Source organism: Planomonospora parontospora (assembly GCA_014647935.1).
GTDB classification, from domain to species: domain Bacteria; phylum Actinomycetota; class Actinomycetes; order Streptosporangiales; family Streptosporangiaceae; genus Planomonospora; species Planomonospora parontospora.
In genome coordinates this window covers 1-14568 of sequence record BMQD01000019.1, presented here as the reverse complement: position 1 = coordinate 14568, position 14568 = coordinate 1, and the positions used below count along the sequence as shown (strand labels likewise).

Genomic DNA, 14568 nt, shown 5'->3' with positions numbered 1-14568 from the left:
CGCCTCCTCGTGGTGGTCCCGGTCACCGTGCCGCGGCTTCCCCGGCCCCGAGCAGGCGGCCGATCCAGCGGTCCAGGGGGAGCAGGTTGACCGCGACGACGACCGGGACGTGCGCCAGGGTGAACACGATCGCCGCGCCGAACGAGATCGGCCCGCCGGTGAACAGGTTGATGTGCGGAGCGTCGATGAGCTCGGGGATCTCGACCGGGTTGACCACCTGCCACATGACGTCGAGCAGGCCGGAGAACACGATGAGGATGCCGCTGACGGCGACCTGCAGGCAGCGGCCCGGGGTGCCGCCGCCGATCCGGTAGGCGGCCGCGACGGTGAGCACGATCCCGGGGTAGAGCAGCAGGTACAGGTGGGTGTAGAAGCCGTCGCCCTGAAGGCGTCCGGCGTCGCCGTAGTAGAACCAGCTGACCCGGGGGATCACGTACGCGGTGAAGAAGACGAACGGGATGTACAGCAGCCAGTGCAGGCGCCGCGACACCCATGGGAAGAACGCGATCGCGCAGCACAGGCAGGCGAACGCGAGCAGCTTGACCACCAGCTCCCACGCGGCTTGGATCTCCCTGCCGTGGGGGGCCAGCCAGGAGACCGCGGCGCCGACGGTCCCGGCGGCCAGGGCGATCCACCACACGTGGGGGGCCCAGCCGCGCCGGGCGGTCAGGACGACGTCGCCGGCGCGGCCGGGTTCCGCGGCCGGAACCCCTTCGCCGGGCGATGACGCGGGAGGCCTGCCGTGCTGCGTGGTCATGAGGTCCGGACCCTTCTCTGCAGCCGCCGCGTCATCGCGGGGGACGTCCCGGCCCACCGGTCACCGGTCGGGCCGGGGACGGCCGTGCCCGTCCCCGGGGGATCCGGCATCGGGACACGTGATTTCGGCGCCATTCTTTTCGTTGACCGTTCCATCGTCGTTCCGGACACCGCGCGCGTATCGGCTGCCCGCGTACGGAGCTCGCGGGCCGGGGCGGTTCCGGGTCGCCCGTCCGCCGTATTCGGACGCGGTGCGTCCGCGGCCGTCGTTTCGCTTCGGTGAGTTTCGGCGCAGAGCATGCCGCGCTTCTCCATATTCTTCATGTGAACGTGCTGTCCGGTGGATGATTTCCGATCCCGCGGTCATCGGCCGGGAATCGGCCTCCTTTTTCTGACCATGGCGCGGAGTGAGGGGATCGCCCGTGGGGAGCCGGCGGCCAGGCCGGCGACGAGCACCACGTGGACGGCGAGGTGGACGGCCATGAAATAGGCGGTGAAGGCCGTTCCGCGCTGCCGGTGGACGAACCTCAGCAACCCGGGGTCGGCGAGGACGAACCCCGTGACCGCCGCGGCGGGCGCCGCGAGCAGGGCGGGGTGCAGCGCGGCCAGCGGCAGCGACGCCATCGCCAGCCCGCAGGCGAGGATCCCGGCCGGCCGGTTCGCCCGTGCCAGCTTGGCGTCGCCGGCGGTACCCCGGGCCGCGGCCCTCGCCATCAGCGGGATCACGGGCAGGGCCCGGCGCCACTGCTCGGTGAGGATCGGCAGCAGCCGGCTCCCGTCGTCGTGACGACCGGCGACCGCGTCGGTGAGCACGATGCGGCACCGGAGGGCGAGCCGGCTGCTGTACTCGACGTCCTCGGAGTCCCGCAGCCCCTCGTCGAACCTCCCCGCAGTGAGCAGGGCCTCGCGGCGGACGGCGGCCAGGGCGAACACGGCGCTGCCGACCTCGCCCAGCTGGCGGCGGCGCCAGTGGACGGCGTGCAGGATGCGGTACCGCTCGATCGGCCCGTCGTCGATGAGCGGCTCGGTGTCGTAGATGCCGTGCACGCAGCCGTAGCCGGGATCGCGCTGGAGGATCTCCACGGCGTTGGCGACCGCGTCGGGCCGCAGCGCCACGTCGGAGTCGAGGAAGAAGACGACGTCGCCGGTGGTGTGCTCGACGCCTGCGTTGCGGGCGGCCGAGACCCCGCGGTTCTCCGGCAGCCGGATGACACGGCAGCCGAGTTCCTCCGCGATCGCCGCGGAACCGTCGGTGCTCGCGTCGTCGACCACGACGATCTCGTCGGGCGGCCGGGTCTGGGACAGCGCCGACTCCAGGCACAGGTGCAGCGTCCGGGCCGCGTTGTAGCACGGAACGATCAGGGAAATCGTCGTCATGGATCCAGCCGCTCTGGCGGCCGAGAATGGCAGGGCATCATCGGTCGCGAATTTCAAGAGCTCAGCACCGTGTGGTCCGCGGGATTTCCGCGTGGTGACCGGCGGGCATTTCCCGGTGTATCACCGGTCGCGCGCCCCGGGAGCATGAAGGAATGCGTCCCGTTGGCGCGGAGCGTCGGCGAGGACGGGGTCCGCGGGGGAATGCACCGGTCGCGCGACTTTACTGTAAGTATTCTTTTCTTGTCCGGGGACTTCCCTCCAGGAGATGAGAGGGCGCCCCGTCCGTCGGGTTCGCTTTCATTTGCGACCACCGTAGTAGGGCCCGATCCTTTGTTCAATACGTCGGGACCAAAAATTGGGAGCGCTCCCACGGTGACGCTCCGGTTGCCGGAAGGGGTCTCCGCCGGGCACCGCCGCCGACGGGGGCGTGACCAGGGACGCGGCCGCGGCGGTGGCACGCGGAGGGCGGCCCAGCCGTACCGGAGAAGGGACGGAAAAGGGTTCGACCGCGCGGCGCGCCCCCGGCAGGATGGGGCCGTGGACGTTCCCGCGACCGGCGTGCGCCTGCCCTGGCAGGACGTGCCCGAGGAGATCCGCCGGGCGGTCGAGGACCGCCTGGGCGCACCGGTGGCCCAGGCCGTGACGCAGACCGGCGGGTTCTCCCCGGGCGCCGCCGCCAGGCTGACCCTGGCGGATGGGCGGCGCGCGTTCGTCAAGGCCGTCGGCCCCGAGCCGAACCCGCTCTCCGCCGACATCTACCGGGCCGAGGCCCGGATCTCCGCCGCACTTCCCGAGGACGTGCCCGCGCCGAGGCTGCTGGCCTCCTTCGACTCCGGTGGCTGGGTGGCGCTGCTCTTCGAGGACGTGGACGGCCGCCCGCCCGCCGCCCCGTGGCGGGCCGACGAGCTGGCGCGGGTGCTCGACGCGCTGGACCGGCTGGCCGCCGCGCTGACCCCGTCCCCGATCCCCGCCCCGCCGGCGCAGGAGAGGCTCGACGGGCAGCTCCGGGGCTGGCGGCTGCTGGCCGAGGCCCGCGACGCCGGCGAGGACGATCTGGCCGGCCTGGACCCGTGGGCCGCGCGCCACCTGGACACCCTGGCCGGCCTGGAGGAGGGCTGGCCGGAGGCGATCCGGGGGGAGAGCCTGGTCCACGGCGACATCAGGGCCGACAACCTGCTGCTCACCCCCGGGGAAGTGGTGGTGGTCGACTGGCCGTGGGCCTTCACCGGCGCACCCTGGTTCGACCTGCTGCAGCTGCTGCCGAGTGTGCGGATGCAGGGCGGTCCGCCGGCGGAGGAGGTCTTCACGGCCCACCCGGTCGGGCGGGCGGCCGACCCGGAGGCGGTGACCGCGGTCCTGGCCGCGCTCGCCGGCTACTTCGTCCGCCAGGCCAGGCAGCCCGACCCGCCGGGCCTGCCCACCCTCCGCGCCTTCCAGCGGGCGCAGGGCCGTACGGCGCTGGAGTGGCTCCGTACCCGCACGGGCCGGGCCTGACCGCGGCGCTGGAGTGGCTCCGCACCCGCACGGCCCGGACCTGACCGCGGAGGGCCCGGCGCGGGGGAGGGCGAGCCCCCGCCGCGCCGGATGGCAGTGTGGTGGACATGAGCGACGACGCCGCCATCCGGCACTTCCGCATCGACGTCCCCCAGGCCGACCTCGACGACCTGCGCGACCGGCTGCGCCGTACCCGGTTCCCCGACGGGCTGCCGGACGCGGGCTGGGACCTGGGGGTGCCGCCGGACTACCTCAGGGAGCTCGCCGGCCACTGGGCCACCGCCTACGACTGGCGGGCGCACGAGGCGCACATCAACTCCTTCCCGCAGTTCACCACCGTGATCGACGGCCAGAACGTGCACTTCCTGCACGTCCGCTCACCCGAGCCCGGTGCGCTGCCGCTCGTCCTCACCCACGGCTGGCCCGGCTCCGTGGTGGAGTTCCTGGACGTCATCGGCCCGCTGTCCGACCCCCGCGCGCACGGCGGCGACCCCGCCGACGCCTTCCACCTCGTCATCCCGTCCATGCCCGGCTACGGGTTCTCCGGTCCGACCACCGAGAAGGGCTGGGGCGTGCGCCGCATCGCCCGGGCGTGGGCCGTGCTGATGAACCGGCTGGGCTACGACCGCTACGGAGCCCAGGGCGGCGACTGGGGGTCGATGGTCTCCCGCGAGCTCGGCCTGGCCGACGCCGGGCACGTCGCCGGCGTGCACCTGAACTTCCTGCTGACCGTCCCCACCGGTGCGCCGGGGGAGCCGGACGACCTGACCGAGGGCGAGAGGGCCCGGCTGGACGGTCTCGGCCGCTTCCTGGACGACATGTCCGGCTATATGAAGATCCAGTCCACCCGGCCGCAGACGCTCGCCTACGGCCTGGCCGACTCCCCGGCCGGGCAGCTGGCCTGGATCGCGGAGAAGTTCAAGGAGTGGACGGACTCGGAGCGGGTCCCCGAGGACGCGGTCGACCGCGACCGGCTGCTCACCAACGTGACGGTGTACTGGCTGACCAACACCGCGGGCTCCTCGGCGCGGCTGTACCACGAGTTCGCGCGCGAGCGGAGCCGGCCGGAGGCCTCCGCGACCCCGACGGGGGTGGCGGTCTTCCCCCGCGAGATCGCCCCGCCCGTCCGCCGGCTCGCCGAGCGGAGCGAGAACATCGTGCACTGGACCGAGTTCGACCGCGGCGGCCATTTCGCCGCGCTGGAGCAGCCCGAGCTCCTGGTCGGGGACGTGCGGGAGTTCTTCCGCCGGTTCCGCTGACGCCGCCCCCGCCGTACGCCGAGCCGTGCGCCCCGCCGCCCGGCCGGGCGGCAGGCCGTACGCCCGGCCGTGCGCCCCCGTACGCGCCGGCCGTCGCGGTGCGCGGCCCGTCCCACCGCACCTCGTGCCGCCTCCGGCGGTGCCGCCCGGGGTACGGCGGGCGGCGGGGGGGAAGACGAGATGAGGTGGTGTTCGTGCAGCGGACGGAAGCAGGACGAGATGACCATCGACTCGCTGGGGGCCTGGGCCGTCGTCGTGGGGATCGTGGTCGTGCTGCTCGTCCTCGACTTCGTGGTGGCCGCCCGCCGTCCGCACGCCGTGGGAATGAAGGAGGCCGCCCTCTGGTCGGTGTTCTACCTGGGGGCAGGTGTCGTCTTCGGGCTCGCGCTCTGGGCGCTTGCGGGTCCGCACATCGCGACGGAGTACTTCGCGGGGCTGATCGTCGAGAAGAGCCTCTCGGTGGACAACCTCTTCGTCTTCGTGGTCATCATGGGCCGGTTCGCGGTGCCCGCCCGCCACCAGCAGAAGGCGCTGCTGTTCGGCATCGCGGCCGCCCTGGTCATGCGGGCGGTCCTGATCACCGCGGGCGCGGCGGCGATCTCGTTCTTCTCGCCGACGTTCCTGCTGTTCGGCCTGATCCTGCTCTGGACCGCCGTGCAGCTCTTCCGGCACCGGAACGACGACCCCGACCCCGGTGACAACCCGCTGCTGCGCTGGGTCCGCCGCGTCCTCCCCGTCACCGGCGACTTCCACGACGGCCGGCTCGTCGCCGGGGAGGACGGCAGACGCGTTATCACACCGCTGTTCCTCGTCTTCGTCGCCATCGGCAGCACCGACCTGCTCTTCGCGCTCGACTCGATCCCGGCGATCTTCGGGATCACCCAGCACCCGCTCCTGGTCTTCTCCGCCAACGCCTTCGCCCTGCTCGGCCTGCGCGCCCTCTACTTCCTCCTCGAAGGGCTGCTGGAGCGGCTGGTCTACCTGTCGATCGGGCTCTCCGCGATCCTCGCGTTCATCGGCGTCAAACTCATCCTGGTCTTCCTGCACCGGGAGGTGTCGGCGGAGATTCCGGAGATCCCCACCCTCGCATCGCTCGGCGTGATCCTCACCGTGCTGCTCGTCACCGTCGTCCTGAGCCTCAGGCGGGTCCGGCGGCATCCGGAGGAGCGGGCGCACGCCGGAACGGTGTACCCGCGCCCCGAGCGCGACGGCGACCGGGGCGGGAACACGGACGGGAGGTGACCCGCGGGCCGGACGCGGGACAGGGACCGCGGCGGGCGGCGTTCCGGCGGTGGTCCGATCCGGCACGGCACGGCACCGGCACGGCACGGCACCGGCACGGCACCGGCCTGGCACGGCACCGGCCTGGCACCGCCGGGCTATCCGATCACGACCGCGGGGTGCCTCGGGTCGTCCGCCCGGACGACGACGTCGGCCGTCTCGGCCGGTTCGGCCTCCAGCTCGTAGCGCTCGTAGGCGGGCAGGGTCCAGCGCAGCTCCGGGTCGGTGCGGCGGGCCAGCGCGCCGGGGGAGAGCCGCAGGTGCACGGTCAGCTCGAGCGGGAGCCACCGGCCCAGCAGCAGCGCCCCGTCCAGCAGCAGCACCGCCCCCGGCGGCAGGGTGACGTACGGCGCGCGCGTCGCCCGGTCGGTGGCGGTGTTCCACAGCGAGGGCAGGACCCTTCCCGAACCGCCCGGGTCCAGCGGTGCCAGCACCTCGCGGGTCAGGCCGCCCGCGTCCAGCCAGTCCTCGTAGAAGGCGTCCGGGTCGGTCCTGCCGTGTTCGAAGCGGAGCGAGGCCGGACGCAGGAAGTCCCATGCGGACACCCGCATGGCCTCGCGGCCGCGCAGCCGGAGCGGCCCGGCCAGCGCGTCCGCGAGGTCACCGGGCCGTGCGGCGGGCGCGCCGTCGACCGCCACCCGCACCCAGGAGTCCGGAGGCGCCGCGGCGATCCGGTCGGCGAGTTCCTCGGCCAGAGACGACATGGAGATGGGTCGTACACGCACCCTGCCATCCTGCCAACGGTGAACGCCGCCCGCGGACCGGCGGGCTCGCAGGCTCCCGACGGCACGGCGGCGCGGAACCGGCCGTGAACCCTCCGCGGCGCATCGGGTGAGAGGAAGGTGAACACCATGACGGACCCCGGAGCTCCGGGGCCGGACGATCGGAGCCGGATTGATCGCGCACACAGGCCGCGCCGGGGCGGCCGAGGACACCGGTGACGTCGGCGACGCCGAGGTGATCCGGAGATCCCTGGAGGAACCGGACGCGTTCGCGCTCCTGTTCGACCGGTACGCGCCGGAGATCCACCGCTACGCCATCCGGCGGCTGGGCGACTCCCTGGCCGACGACGTGGTCGCCGACACGTTCCTGGCGGCGTTCCAGCGGCGTGACCGCTACGACCTGACCCGGCCGGACGCCCGCCCCTGGCTGTACGGCATCGCCGGGAACCTCATCGGCAGGCACCGCCGGGTGGAGATCCGGTCCTACCGAGCACTGGCCAGGACCGGAGCCGACGAGGTGGCCGAGAGCTACGCCGACCGGGTGGACGCCCGGGTGAGCGCCTCGGCCGTGCAGAAGGACCTGGCCGGGGCGCTGGCCGGGCTCTCGGCCGGGGACCGGGAGGTGCTGCTGCTGGTCGCCTGGGCCGACCTCACCTACGACGAGGTCGCCGAGGCGGTGGGGATCCCCGTCGGCACGGTCCGCTCACGGCTCCACCGGGCCAGGAGGAAGACCCGCGCCGCGCTCGGCGGCGCCGACCCGACGGCTACCGAGGAGGAGCGTCATGGATGAGCTGAGCGCGCTGCGCGAGATGCGAGCGCAGGCGCCGGAGGCGGACGCCGACCGGCTCGGGCCCGCCCGGGAGCGCCTCATGGCGGCCGCGCGGACCGCTCCAGCAGGGACGGCCTCCGGCCGTCGCCGCCTCCGGCCCGGCCGCCCGGGATTCCCGCGCTCCGGCGACCGGGGAAGGATCGTGCCGGCCGGGATGAACCGGGGAAGGATCGCGCTGGCCGGGATGGCAGGGCTGGCGGCCGCCCTCGCGCTGGTGGCCGTACAGGTCGCGCCGACCGGTCCGCCCGGCGGCGGGGACGGCGCACCCGCGACGCCCACGGTGGCCGCACGGTACGCCGAGACGGCCGTGGTGCTGGAGCGGGCGGCGCTCGTCGCCGAGTCCCGACCGGTGGCCGCGACCCCCCGCCCGGACCAGTGGCAGTACCGCAGGTACGTCACCGTGCAGCCGAACGGGGACGGCGAGGTGCAGGAGCACGAGGAGTGGCTCCGCTACGACGGCCGGAAGAACGCCGGATACGACCTGGACGGCGCTTTCCGGATCCAGGACGTGCCACCGGACCCGGGTGACGACGACCTCTCACCGGAGAAGTACGCCGAGAGGCTCCGCAGGCTGCCTACGGACCCCGACGAGCTCCTGGCGCACGTCACAGGGGACCGGCACTGGATCGACCTGCCGAGGGAGGATCCGGGCGGGGCCGAGCCCTCCGACGCCCGCGCCTTCCGGGTGCTCTCCGTCTACCTGGGCCAGCGGGCCGTCATGCCGCCGGAGCTGGAGGCGGCGATCTACCGCGCGCTGGCGAGGATCCCCGGGGTGGCGGTGGAGCTCGGCGTCCGCGACGCGGCGGGCCGGGCGGGACTGGGCGTCTTCCACCGTCCCGCGGGAGAGGAGCGGGAGCGCCGCTACCTCGTCCTCGAACCGGACACCTTCCGCTACCTGGGGAGCCGGACCGTGTGGCTGCGCGACGAGGTGATCGGCGGGGAGGTGGCGTTCCCCGCGGGCAGCGCCTACGTCACGGCTGAGCTGGCCTCGACGATCGTGGACCGGCCCGGGCAGCGGTCCTGACCGCCCGCGGCGGGCCCGCCACCGGGGGCCGGGCCCGCCGCGGCACCGGATCAGGACGGCCGGAAGAGCGTGCCCGTCTCCTCCGGCCCGAGGATCCCCCCGAGGCAGCGGTAGGTGCGGTCGCCGTCGGCGAACTGCTGCTTCGAGGGCGGCAGCACCGTCGAGCGCCACTTCCCGGCGGCGATCTTGCGAGCGTCGCCGTACCGGGAGGCGAGCATGATCCGCGACGCGCACACCTTCTTCACGGTCGGGTTCTTCTCCACCACCTGCTGGACGTGGGTGGAGACGTCCGACGGCAGGGTGGCGACCGCGTAGGTCTCCCAGTAGTGCGTCTCCTCGCAGCCGACCCGTCCCGCGCTCGCGTCGCCGGCCATGACGAGCAGACCGCTCCAGCACTCGGCCTCCGCCACGCACGCGGCCCCCGCCCCGGAGACCCCGGCGGCGGGGCAGCCGGCGGTGACGGTGTCGACCCCCTCGATCGCGGCGGACTTCGCCGGGGCCTCCTCCTCGGCGGAACCCTCGCTCCCGGTGGAGGCCGGACCCCCGCCCGCCGCGGACCCATCGGTGCTCTTCCCCGTGGAGGAGGACCCGGCCGACAGGCCGCCCCCCATGCCGCCCTCCATGTACATCAGCCCGACCCCGGCCAGCAGCAGGATGACGAAGGCCACCGCCACGGCGGCGAACACCCTGCCGTTCGACCCGCCGGACGTCGTGGGAACCGCGGGGGCCTGGGTGTGCGCGAGTTCCCGCAGGCCGGGCGAGGTCAGATGCGCGCGCACCGGTTGACCGCCCGGCCCGCCGCCCGTTCCGGACGGACCGGACGGCGGCCGTCCGGGCGGCATGCCGTACGGCGAGGGCCCGGTGGCGGACGGCGCCTCCGACGGGAGCCCCGCCGCGAACCCGGACGGGGTCGCCGACGGAGCCGCCGACGGGGTCGCGGGGGAGAAGGGGAGGGAGGCGGCGTGCCGCGCCAGGCGCAGGTCGGTGAGGGCGTCGCGCAGGGCCGCGACCGAGGGGGTGCGCCGGGCCGGGTCCGAGGCCATCGCCTGCCGGAGCACCTCGGTCAGCTCCGGCGGCACCCCCGGGATCTCGGGGATCGGCTGCCGGTGCAGGGCCATGATGACCGCGAGGTTGGCCACGCCGCTCTCCGGGAAGCGCGGCGGGCGGCCCGACAGCAGCGCGTACAGCGTGGCGGCCAGGGAGTAGACGTCCCCGGCCGCGGTGGGCTCGGTCAGCTCGAACGCCTCGGGCGGCGCGTAGGCGGGCGTGAGCGACTCGCGGGTCACCGACATCTCGCCGCCCGCCGACGGCATGGTGGCCAGCCCGAAGTCCGACAGCACCACGTTGCCGTAGCGGTTGATCAGGATGTTGGCGGGCTTGATGTCGCGGTGCAGCACGCCGACGGCGTGCGCGGCCGAGAGCGCGTCGGCGATCCGGACGCCGATGTCGGCGACCTCGGCGGGAGCCAGCCGCCCCTCGGCGCGCAGCCGGTCCAGCAGCGACCCGCCCGGGCACAGCTCCAGCACCATGTACGGCCGGCCGTCGGGCAGCACCCCGGCGTCGTAGACGTGGGCGACGTGCGGGTGGCCGGACAGCGCCCCGGCCGAGGTGACCTCGCGCATGAAGCGGCGCCGGTCGCGCTCGGAGACCAGGACCCGGTTGTCGACCTTGAGCGCGACCTCCCGGTCCACGGCCAGCTGCCGGGCCCGGTAGACGATCCCGAAACCGCCCTGACCGAGCACGCCGGACACCTCGTAGCCCGGGACCGCCACGGCACCTGCTTCGGCCACCTGCCACCTCCTGGAGAGAGCGGCAAGATTACCGGAAGTTCGCTTTCATCCCGGTTGAATTGCGTTCCGTCAGGTCGTCCAGCAGCTCGTCCCACATCGCGCCGACCGTGTCGAGGTCGTACCCGGCGGCCGTCACCAGGGCGTTCCCGCCGAGCCTGCGGCGCAGCTCCCGGTCCTCGATGAGCCGGCAGACGGCCTCGGCCAGCGCGGACGGCTTCTTGGAACCCACGAGCAGCCCGTCGTGCCCGTCCGTGATGATCTCCCCCGGCCCGTGCGGGCAGTCGAAGCTCACCACCGGCACGCCCTTGCTCATCGCCTCCAGGATCGTCATGCCGAACCCCTCGTAGCGCGAGCTGACGACGTAGACCGACGCCTTCGACAGCTCCACGCCGAGCTCCGCCGTGCGCCCCATCAGGAACACCCTGCCGGACAGGCCCGCCTCCTCGATCCTCGCGCGCAGCCGGTCCTCCGCCTTCCGCGTGCCCGCGCCGTAGATGCGCAGCACCCAGTCCGGATGCTCCGCCGAGACGTGCTTCCAGGCCGTGACCAGGCGGTCGAAGCCCTTGGCGTGCACCAGCCGGCCGGCGGCCGCCACGACCTTCTCCTCCAGCCCCGAGACGTCGCCCGCGAGGTCGGGAAGGGCGTTGGGGACGCGGACCAGCCGCCGCGGCGGGGCGGCCCGCAGCAGCCTGGCGTACTGGTCCCGGTCGGCCCGGGTGAGGGTGACGAAGGCGTCGAGCCTGCCGTACCTCCGCTTGGCCAGGCGCAGGACCTCCGGGGCGTGCACGCCGTACGTGACGTGCTCCTGGCCGACGGTGACGACCTCGGGCGGCGCGAACAGCGCGGTGACGAGGTTGAACGCGGGGCGGGTGGAGATCACCACGCCGGAGCGGAACGAGCGCAGGCGGCGCACCAGGCACAGGTCGGTCCAGAGGTTCAACGCGTGGTGGACCCGCTCCTGCTCGGGCACCAGGAGACTGGGGAAGCGCGACAGCAGCCGGGCGAGCGGCCCGGCCGGCCCGGTCCGGTCGTCCAGGAACGACACCCGCACGCCGGGCGGAACGGGGAAGAACGGCTCCCTGGCCGTCCGGACCACGCTGACGATCTCCACGTCGCGCTCCCTCGCGAGGTAGCCGGCGAGGTTGAACACGGTACGGATCGTCCCGCCCATGCCGTAGGCGTGCTGCAGCAGGACCCGGACCGTCCCGGCGTCCGGCGCCGGCGCCCTGCGCGCCCGCCTGGCGTTGAGCGCCTGCAGCAACCACAGCGCCACCCGCGCCGCCAGTCCGCGAATCCTCCCCGCAGCCTTCCTCGCCGCTTTCCCCATCGAATCGCCCGTCACCTGAAGAGTCCCCTGCCCGACCGGTCCGCCCGCCCGAAGGCGCGTCCTGCGAGGCTGGCCCTGCCCGGGATGCAGGGAAATATCCTTTGGAAACCGCCATGAGACCTTTACGGGAGGCAGGACCTCCCTGACGGGGCACTCGGGCGGGATCCTCCGACGGGGCGGGAACCGGCGGACCCGGGATCGGCCTTCCCGCTTATCCTGATCTCTTCCGAGAGGGGACACTCGTGAGCGGACGGGATCCGGAGCGGCGGCGGGCGCTCCTGGACGCCGCCGACCGGGTGATCCGGCGGGAGGGCCCGGAGGCGTCCATGGCCGCGATCGCCGCGGAGGCCGGGGTCACCAAACCCATCCTCTACCGGCACTTCGGCGACAAGAGCGGGCTCTACCAGGCGCTGGCCGGCCGGCACGTCCGGAGCGTGGTGGGCCTCCTGCGGCCCGAGTTCGACAGGGCCGGGGCCGACCTGCGTGGCCGCGCCCGCTCCGCGGTCACCGCCTACCTCGACATGATCTCGGCCAACCTGAACCTCTACCGGTTCCTCTTCCATCGGGCCGGCGCGGAGGACAGCCGGACCCACTCCCAGATGACCTCGGTCGTGCGCGGGCTGGGGGAGGAGCTCGGCAGGGTGATCGCCGCGGAGTCGGACGTCCCCGACCCGGTCCGCGCCCAGGTGCTCGGGCACGCCTTCGTCGGCATGGTCCAGGCCACCGGGGACTGGTGGCTGGAGCATCCCGAGGTGGACCGGACCGAGGTCGTCGAGGGACTGGTCAGCGTGATCGTGGCGGCGATGTCCGTCACCCCGGCATCGGCGGCCCGTCCCCGCTGACCCGTCCCCCGGCCGCTCCTCCCGGGGCCGTTCCTCCCGCGGTCACTCTCCGAAACGGGACAGCTTCCCGTGGGAGCGGGCGTAGCGCAGCGTCCACGCGAACAGTCCCAGCGTCGCCGCCAGGTAGACGACGGCCAGCACCGCCGCCCAGGCCAGGGAGTCCCACGGTACGGCGCCGCCGCCCAGGACGGTCCGCATGCCGGTGAACACGTGCGTCGCCGGAAGGAACGAGGCGACGGCCTGGAGCGGCGCGGGCAGCACCTCGACCGGATAGAAGATCCCGGCCAGCGGCTGCACGACGAAGACCAGCGACCAGGCGATGACCTGGGCGTTCTCCCCGAAGCGGAGGACGGCCGAGATGCCCACCAGGCCCAGGGACCAGCCCATCACGAGCAGCAGCGCCATGAACGGCACCAGCCCGGCGCCGAAGGAGGTGACGCCGAAGCCGTAGAAGGCCAGCGCCAGACCCGACATGACAGCCACGGCGAAGACCACCTTGCCGAGGGAGAACAGGATCAGGCCGATCACGTACTCGACGGTGGAGAGCGGACTCACCTGGACGTTCAGCAGGTTCCTGCTCCAGATGTCCTCCAGGAACGCGATCGAGATCTCGTTGCTGGCCTTCTGCAGCACCTGCCAGAGGAGGACGGCCCCGATCAGGAAGGCCACCACGAACGGGACCCGCTGCGACTGCAGGAACACCGTCACGAAGCCCCAGACGAGCAACTCGATCGTCGGCCAGAACACGATCTCGAACATCCGGATCGGGCTGCGCCGCAACGCGGCGAAGTCCCGGCGGACCACGCCTCCGATGCGCGTCATGCGCGCCGGGACGCTGAGCGGGGGATGGGTCACGGTCACGGGTGTCATGGGCGGGTCACCTCGGGTCGCGAGCGGGCCACCTTGAGGAAGACCTCCTCCAGGCTGTCCGCGCTGTAGACGTCGGCGAGTTCGGCGGCGCTGCCGCTCGCGACGATTCGTCCGGCGGACATGAAATGGATGCGATCGCACATCCGCTCCACCTCCTGCATGTTGTGAGAGGTGATCAGCATGGCCCGGCCGTGTTCCCGGGCGACGCGGACCAGGAGGCTCCGGATCCGGTCTCCGGCGTCCGGGTCGAGGTTGGCGGTCGGCTCGTCGAGGATGAGCAGGCTGGGTTCGTTGACGAGCGCCTTGGCCAGTTGGACGCGGGTGCGCTGGCCGGAGGAGAGCTCCATCACCTTGCGCCTGTGCAAGGAGCCGAGGTCGAGCAGTTCGATGAGCTCCCCGACGCGGGCCCCGGGGTCGCGCACGCCGTACAGGCGGGCGAAGACGTCCAGCACCTCGCGGACCTGCAGCACCCCGGGCAGGTCCACGTAGCTGGCGGCGAAGTTGATCCGGCTGAGGACCTCGACGCGGTGGCGCTCCAGGTCCAGGCCGAACATGCGGATGCTCCCGGAGTCGGGAGTGATGAGCCCCAGGAGCATGTGCAGGGTGGTGGACTTGCCGGCACCGTTGGGGCCGAGGAGCCCGATGATCTCGCCGGCGCCGACGTCGAGGCTCACCTCGTGGACGGCGGTCACCGCACCGAATCGCTTCGCCAGGGCCTTGGCCTCCAGAATCGTCACCGTCCAAGCGTGCGCCCCGTCACAGGGGCCGGGCAAAGGGTTTTCGGAGGTGGCCGGGTCGATTTGACGAGGTGGGCGAGGGTGCATAAAGTTCACCGGGCCTGAGGAGCCGGCGGTGACGCCGGGACTCGGGATCCCTTGATCACCTCCACTCGATTCGACGCGAATCGGATGTTCGGGTAAGTTCGAGGGGTTGCCCCGGAAACGGGGCGGTCCGAATTCCAGAAAGATCGGCCAGACCGGGTCAAATTGACACGGAA

At 73.1% G+C, this 14568-nt stretch carries 13 protein-coding genes; 6 read left to right on the top strand and 7 right to left on the bottom strand.

Annotated features, from left to right (window positions below; translation table 11 throughout):
- Positions 1–22: 22 nt before the first annotated feature.
- Both IEZ07_RS26040 and IEZ07_RS26035 read right to left on the bottom strand, forming a co-directional pair.
- The gene (locus IEZ07_RS26040) at positions 23–757 is read right to left on the bottom strand and encodes a hypothetical protein (protein WP_239320643.1); all 735 of its coding nucleotides are present in this window, start codon (positions 755–757) and stop codon (positions 23–25) included.
- A 362-nt stretch (positions 758–1119) separates the two neighbouring features.
- Positions 1120–2133, bottom strand: a complete 1014-nt coding sequence (locus IEZ07_RS26035) for a glycosyltransferase family 2 protein (protein WP_191897153.1) — start codon at positions 2131–2133, stop codon at positions 1120–1122.
- 537 nt (positions 2134–2670) lie between these two features.
- Between IEZ07_RS26035 and IEZ07_RS26030 the strand changes: the two genes are divergently transcribed.
- From IEZ07_RS26030 to IEZ07_RS26020, 3 genes are all read left to right on the top strand, one after another.
- Complete coding sequence (locus IEZ07_RS26030; RefSeq protein WP_204054613.1) at positions 2671–3627, top strand: phosphotransferase family protein; 957 nt, start codon at positions 2671–2673, stop codon at positions 3625–3627.
- A gap of 107 nt (positions 3628–3734) precedes the next feature.
- Complete coding sequence (locus IEZ07_RS26025) at positions 3735–4886, top strand: epoxide hydrolase family protein (protein ID WP_191897152.1); 1152 nt, start codon at positions 3735–3737, stop codon at positions 4884–4886.
- A 219-nt stretch (positions 4887–5105) separates the two neighbouring features.
- Positions 5106–6128, top strand: coding sequence for a TerC/Alx family metal homeostasis membrane protein (locus tag IEZ07_RS26020; RefSeq protein WP_191897151.1), 1023 nt, complete (start codon positions 5106–5108; stop codon positions 6126–6128).
- Positions 6129–6265: 137 nt separating this feature from the next.
- Here the strand turns inward: IEZ07_RS26020 and IEZ07_RS26015 are convergent, their stop codons facing one another.
- Positions 6266–6892 carry a nucleoside/nucleotide kinase family protein gene (locus IEZ07_RS26015; protein WP_191897150.1) on the bottom strand — a complete coding sequence of 209 codons (627 nt, stop codon included), beginning with the start codon at positions 6890–6892 and terminating at the stop codon, positions 6266–6268.
- Positions 6893–7061: 169 nt separating this feature from the next.
- On the opposite strand from IEZ07_RS26015, the gene IEZ07_RS26010 reads away from it, so the two are divergent.
- Both IEZ07_RS26010 and IEZ07_RS26005 read left to right on the top strand, forming a co-directional pair.
- Positions 7062–7679 (top strand): RNA polymerase sigma factor, encoded by a 618-nt coding sequence (locus tag IEZ07_RS26010; protein ID WP_373868885.1) that lies wholly within the window; start codon positions 7062–7064, stop codon positions 7677–7679.
- Positions 7672–8742, top strand: a complete 1071-nt coding sequence (locus IEZ07_RS26005; protein WP_191897149.1) for a CU044_5270 family protein — start codon at positions 7672–7674, stop codon at positions 8740–8742. The genes IEZ07_RS26010 and IEZ07_RS26005 overlap by 8 nt, the downstream gene beginning before the upstream one ends.
- Positions 8743–8792: 50 nt before the next feature.
- Here IEZ07_RS26005 and IEZ07_RS26000 read toward each other — a convergent pair whose 3' ends face one another.
- Both IEZ07_RS26000 and IEZ07_RS25995 read right to left on the bottom strand, forming a co-directional pair.
- Positions 8793–10532, bottom strand: a complete 1740-nt coding sequence (locus IEZ07_RS26000; protein WP_204054614.1) for a serine/threonine-protein kinase — start codon at positions 10530–10532, stop codon at positions 8793–8795.
- A gap of 28 nt (positions 10533–10560) precedes the next feature.
- Positions 10561–11805: a glycosyltransferase family 4 protein gene (locus tag IEZ07_RS25995; protein ID WP_239320646.1), complete on the bottom strand. Its 1245-nt coding sequence runs from the start codon at positions 11803–11805 to the stop codon at positions 10561–10563.
- Positions 11806–12101: 296 nt separating this feature from the next.
- Here IEZ07_RS25995 and IEZ07_RS25990 point away from each other — a divergent pair, with 296 nt between their 5' ends.
- The gene (locus tag IEZ07_RS25990) at positions 12102–12701 is read left to right on the top strand and encodes a TetR family transcriptional regulator (protein WP_191897147.1); all 600 of its coding nucleotides are present in this window, start codon (positions 12102–12104) and stop codon (positions 12699–12701) included.
- A gap of 42 nt (positions 12702–12743) precedes the next feature.
- On the opposite strand, the gene IEZ07_RS25985 is transcribed toward IEZ07_RS25990, so the two are convergent.
- Together IEZ07_RS25985 and IEZ07_RS25980 are read right to left on the bottom strand one after the other, a co-directional pair.
- Positions 12744–13571 carry an ABC transporter permease gene (locus IEZ07_RS25985; RefSeq protein WP_191897146.1) on the bottom strand — a complete coding sequence of 276 codons (828 nt, stop codon included), beginning with the start codon at positions 13569–13571 and terminating at the stop codon, positions 12744–12746.
- Positions 13568–14308, bottom strand: a complete 741-nt coding sequence (locus IEZ07_RS25980; protein ID WP_204054615.1) for an ABC transporter ATP-binding protein — start codon at positions 14306–14308, stop codon at positions 13568–13570. The genes IEZ07_RS25985 and IEZ07_RS25980 overlap by 4 nt, the downstream gene beginning before the upstream one ends.
- Positions 14309–14568 lie beyond the last annotated feature (260 nt).

What these genes read in the sequence shown, in the direction of transcription:
- IEZ07_RS26040 (WP_239320643.1), bottom strand. Translation starts at nt 757, where the DNA reads ATGACCACGCAGCACGGCAGGCCTCCCGCGTCATCGCCCGGCGAAGGG.
- IEZ07_RS26035 (WP_191897153.1), bottom strand. Translation starts at nt 2,133, where the DNA reads ATGACGACGATTTCCCTGATCGTTCCGTGCTACAACGCGGCCCGGACG.
- IEZ07_RS26025 (WP_191897152.1), top strand. Translation starts at nt 3,735, where the DNA reads ATGAGCGACGACGCCGCCATCCGGCACTTCCGCATCGACGTCCCCCAG.
- IEZ07_RS26020 (WP_191897151.1), top strand. Translation starts at nt 5,106, where the DNA reads ATGACCATCGACTCGCTGGGGGCCTGGGCCGTCGTCGTGGGGATCGTG.
- IEZ07_RS26005 (WP_191897149.1), top strand. Translation starts at nt 7,672, where the DNA reads ATGGATGAGCTGAGCGCGCTGCGCGAGATGCGAGCGCAGGCGCCGGAG.
- IEZ07_RS25985 (WP_191897146.1), bottom strand. Translation starts at nt 13,571, where the DNA reads ATGACACCCGTGACCGTGACCCATCCCCCGCTCAGCGTCCCGGCGCGC.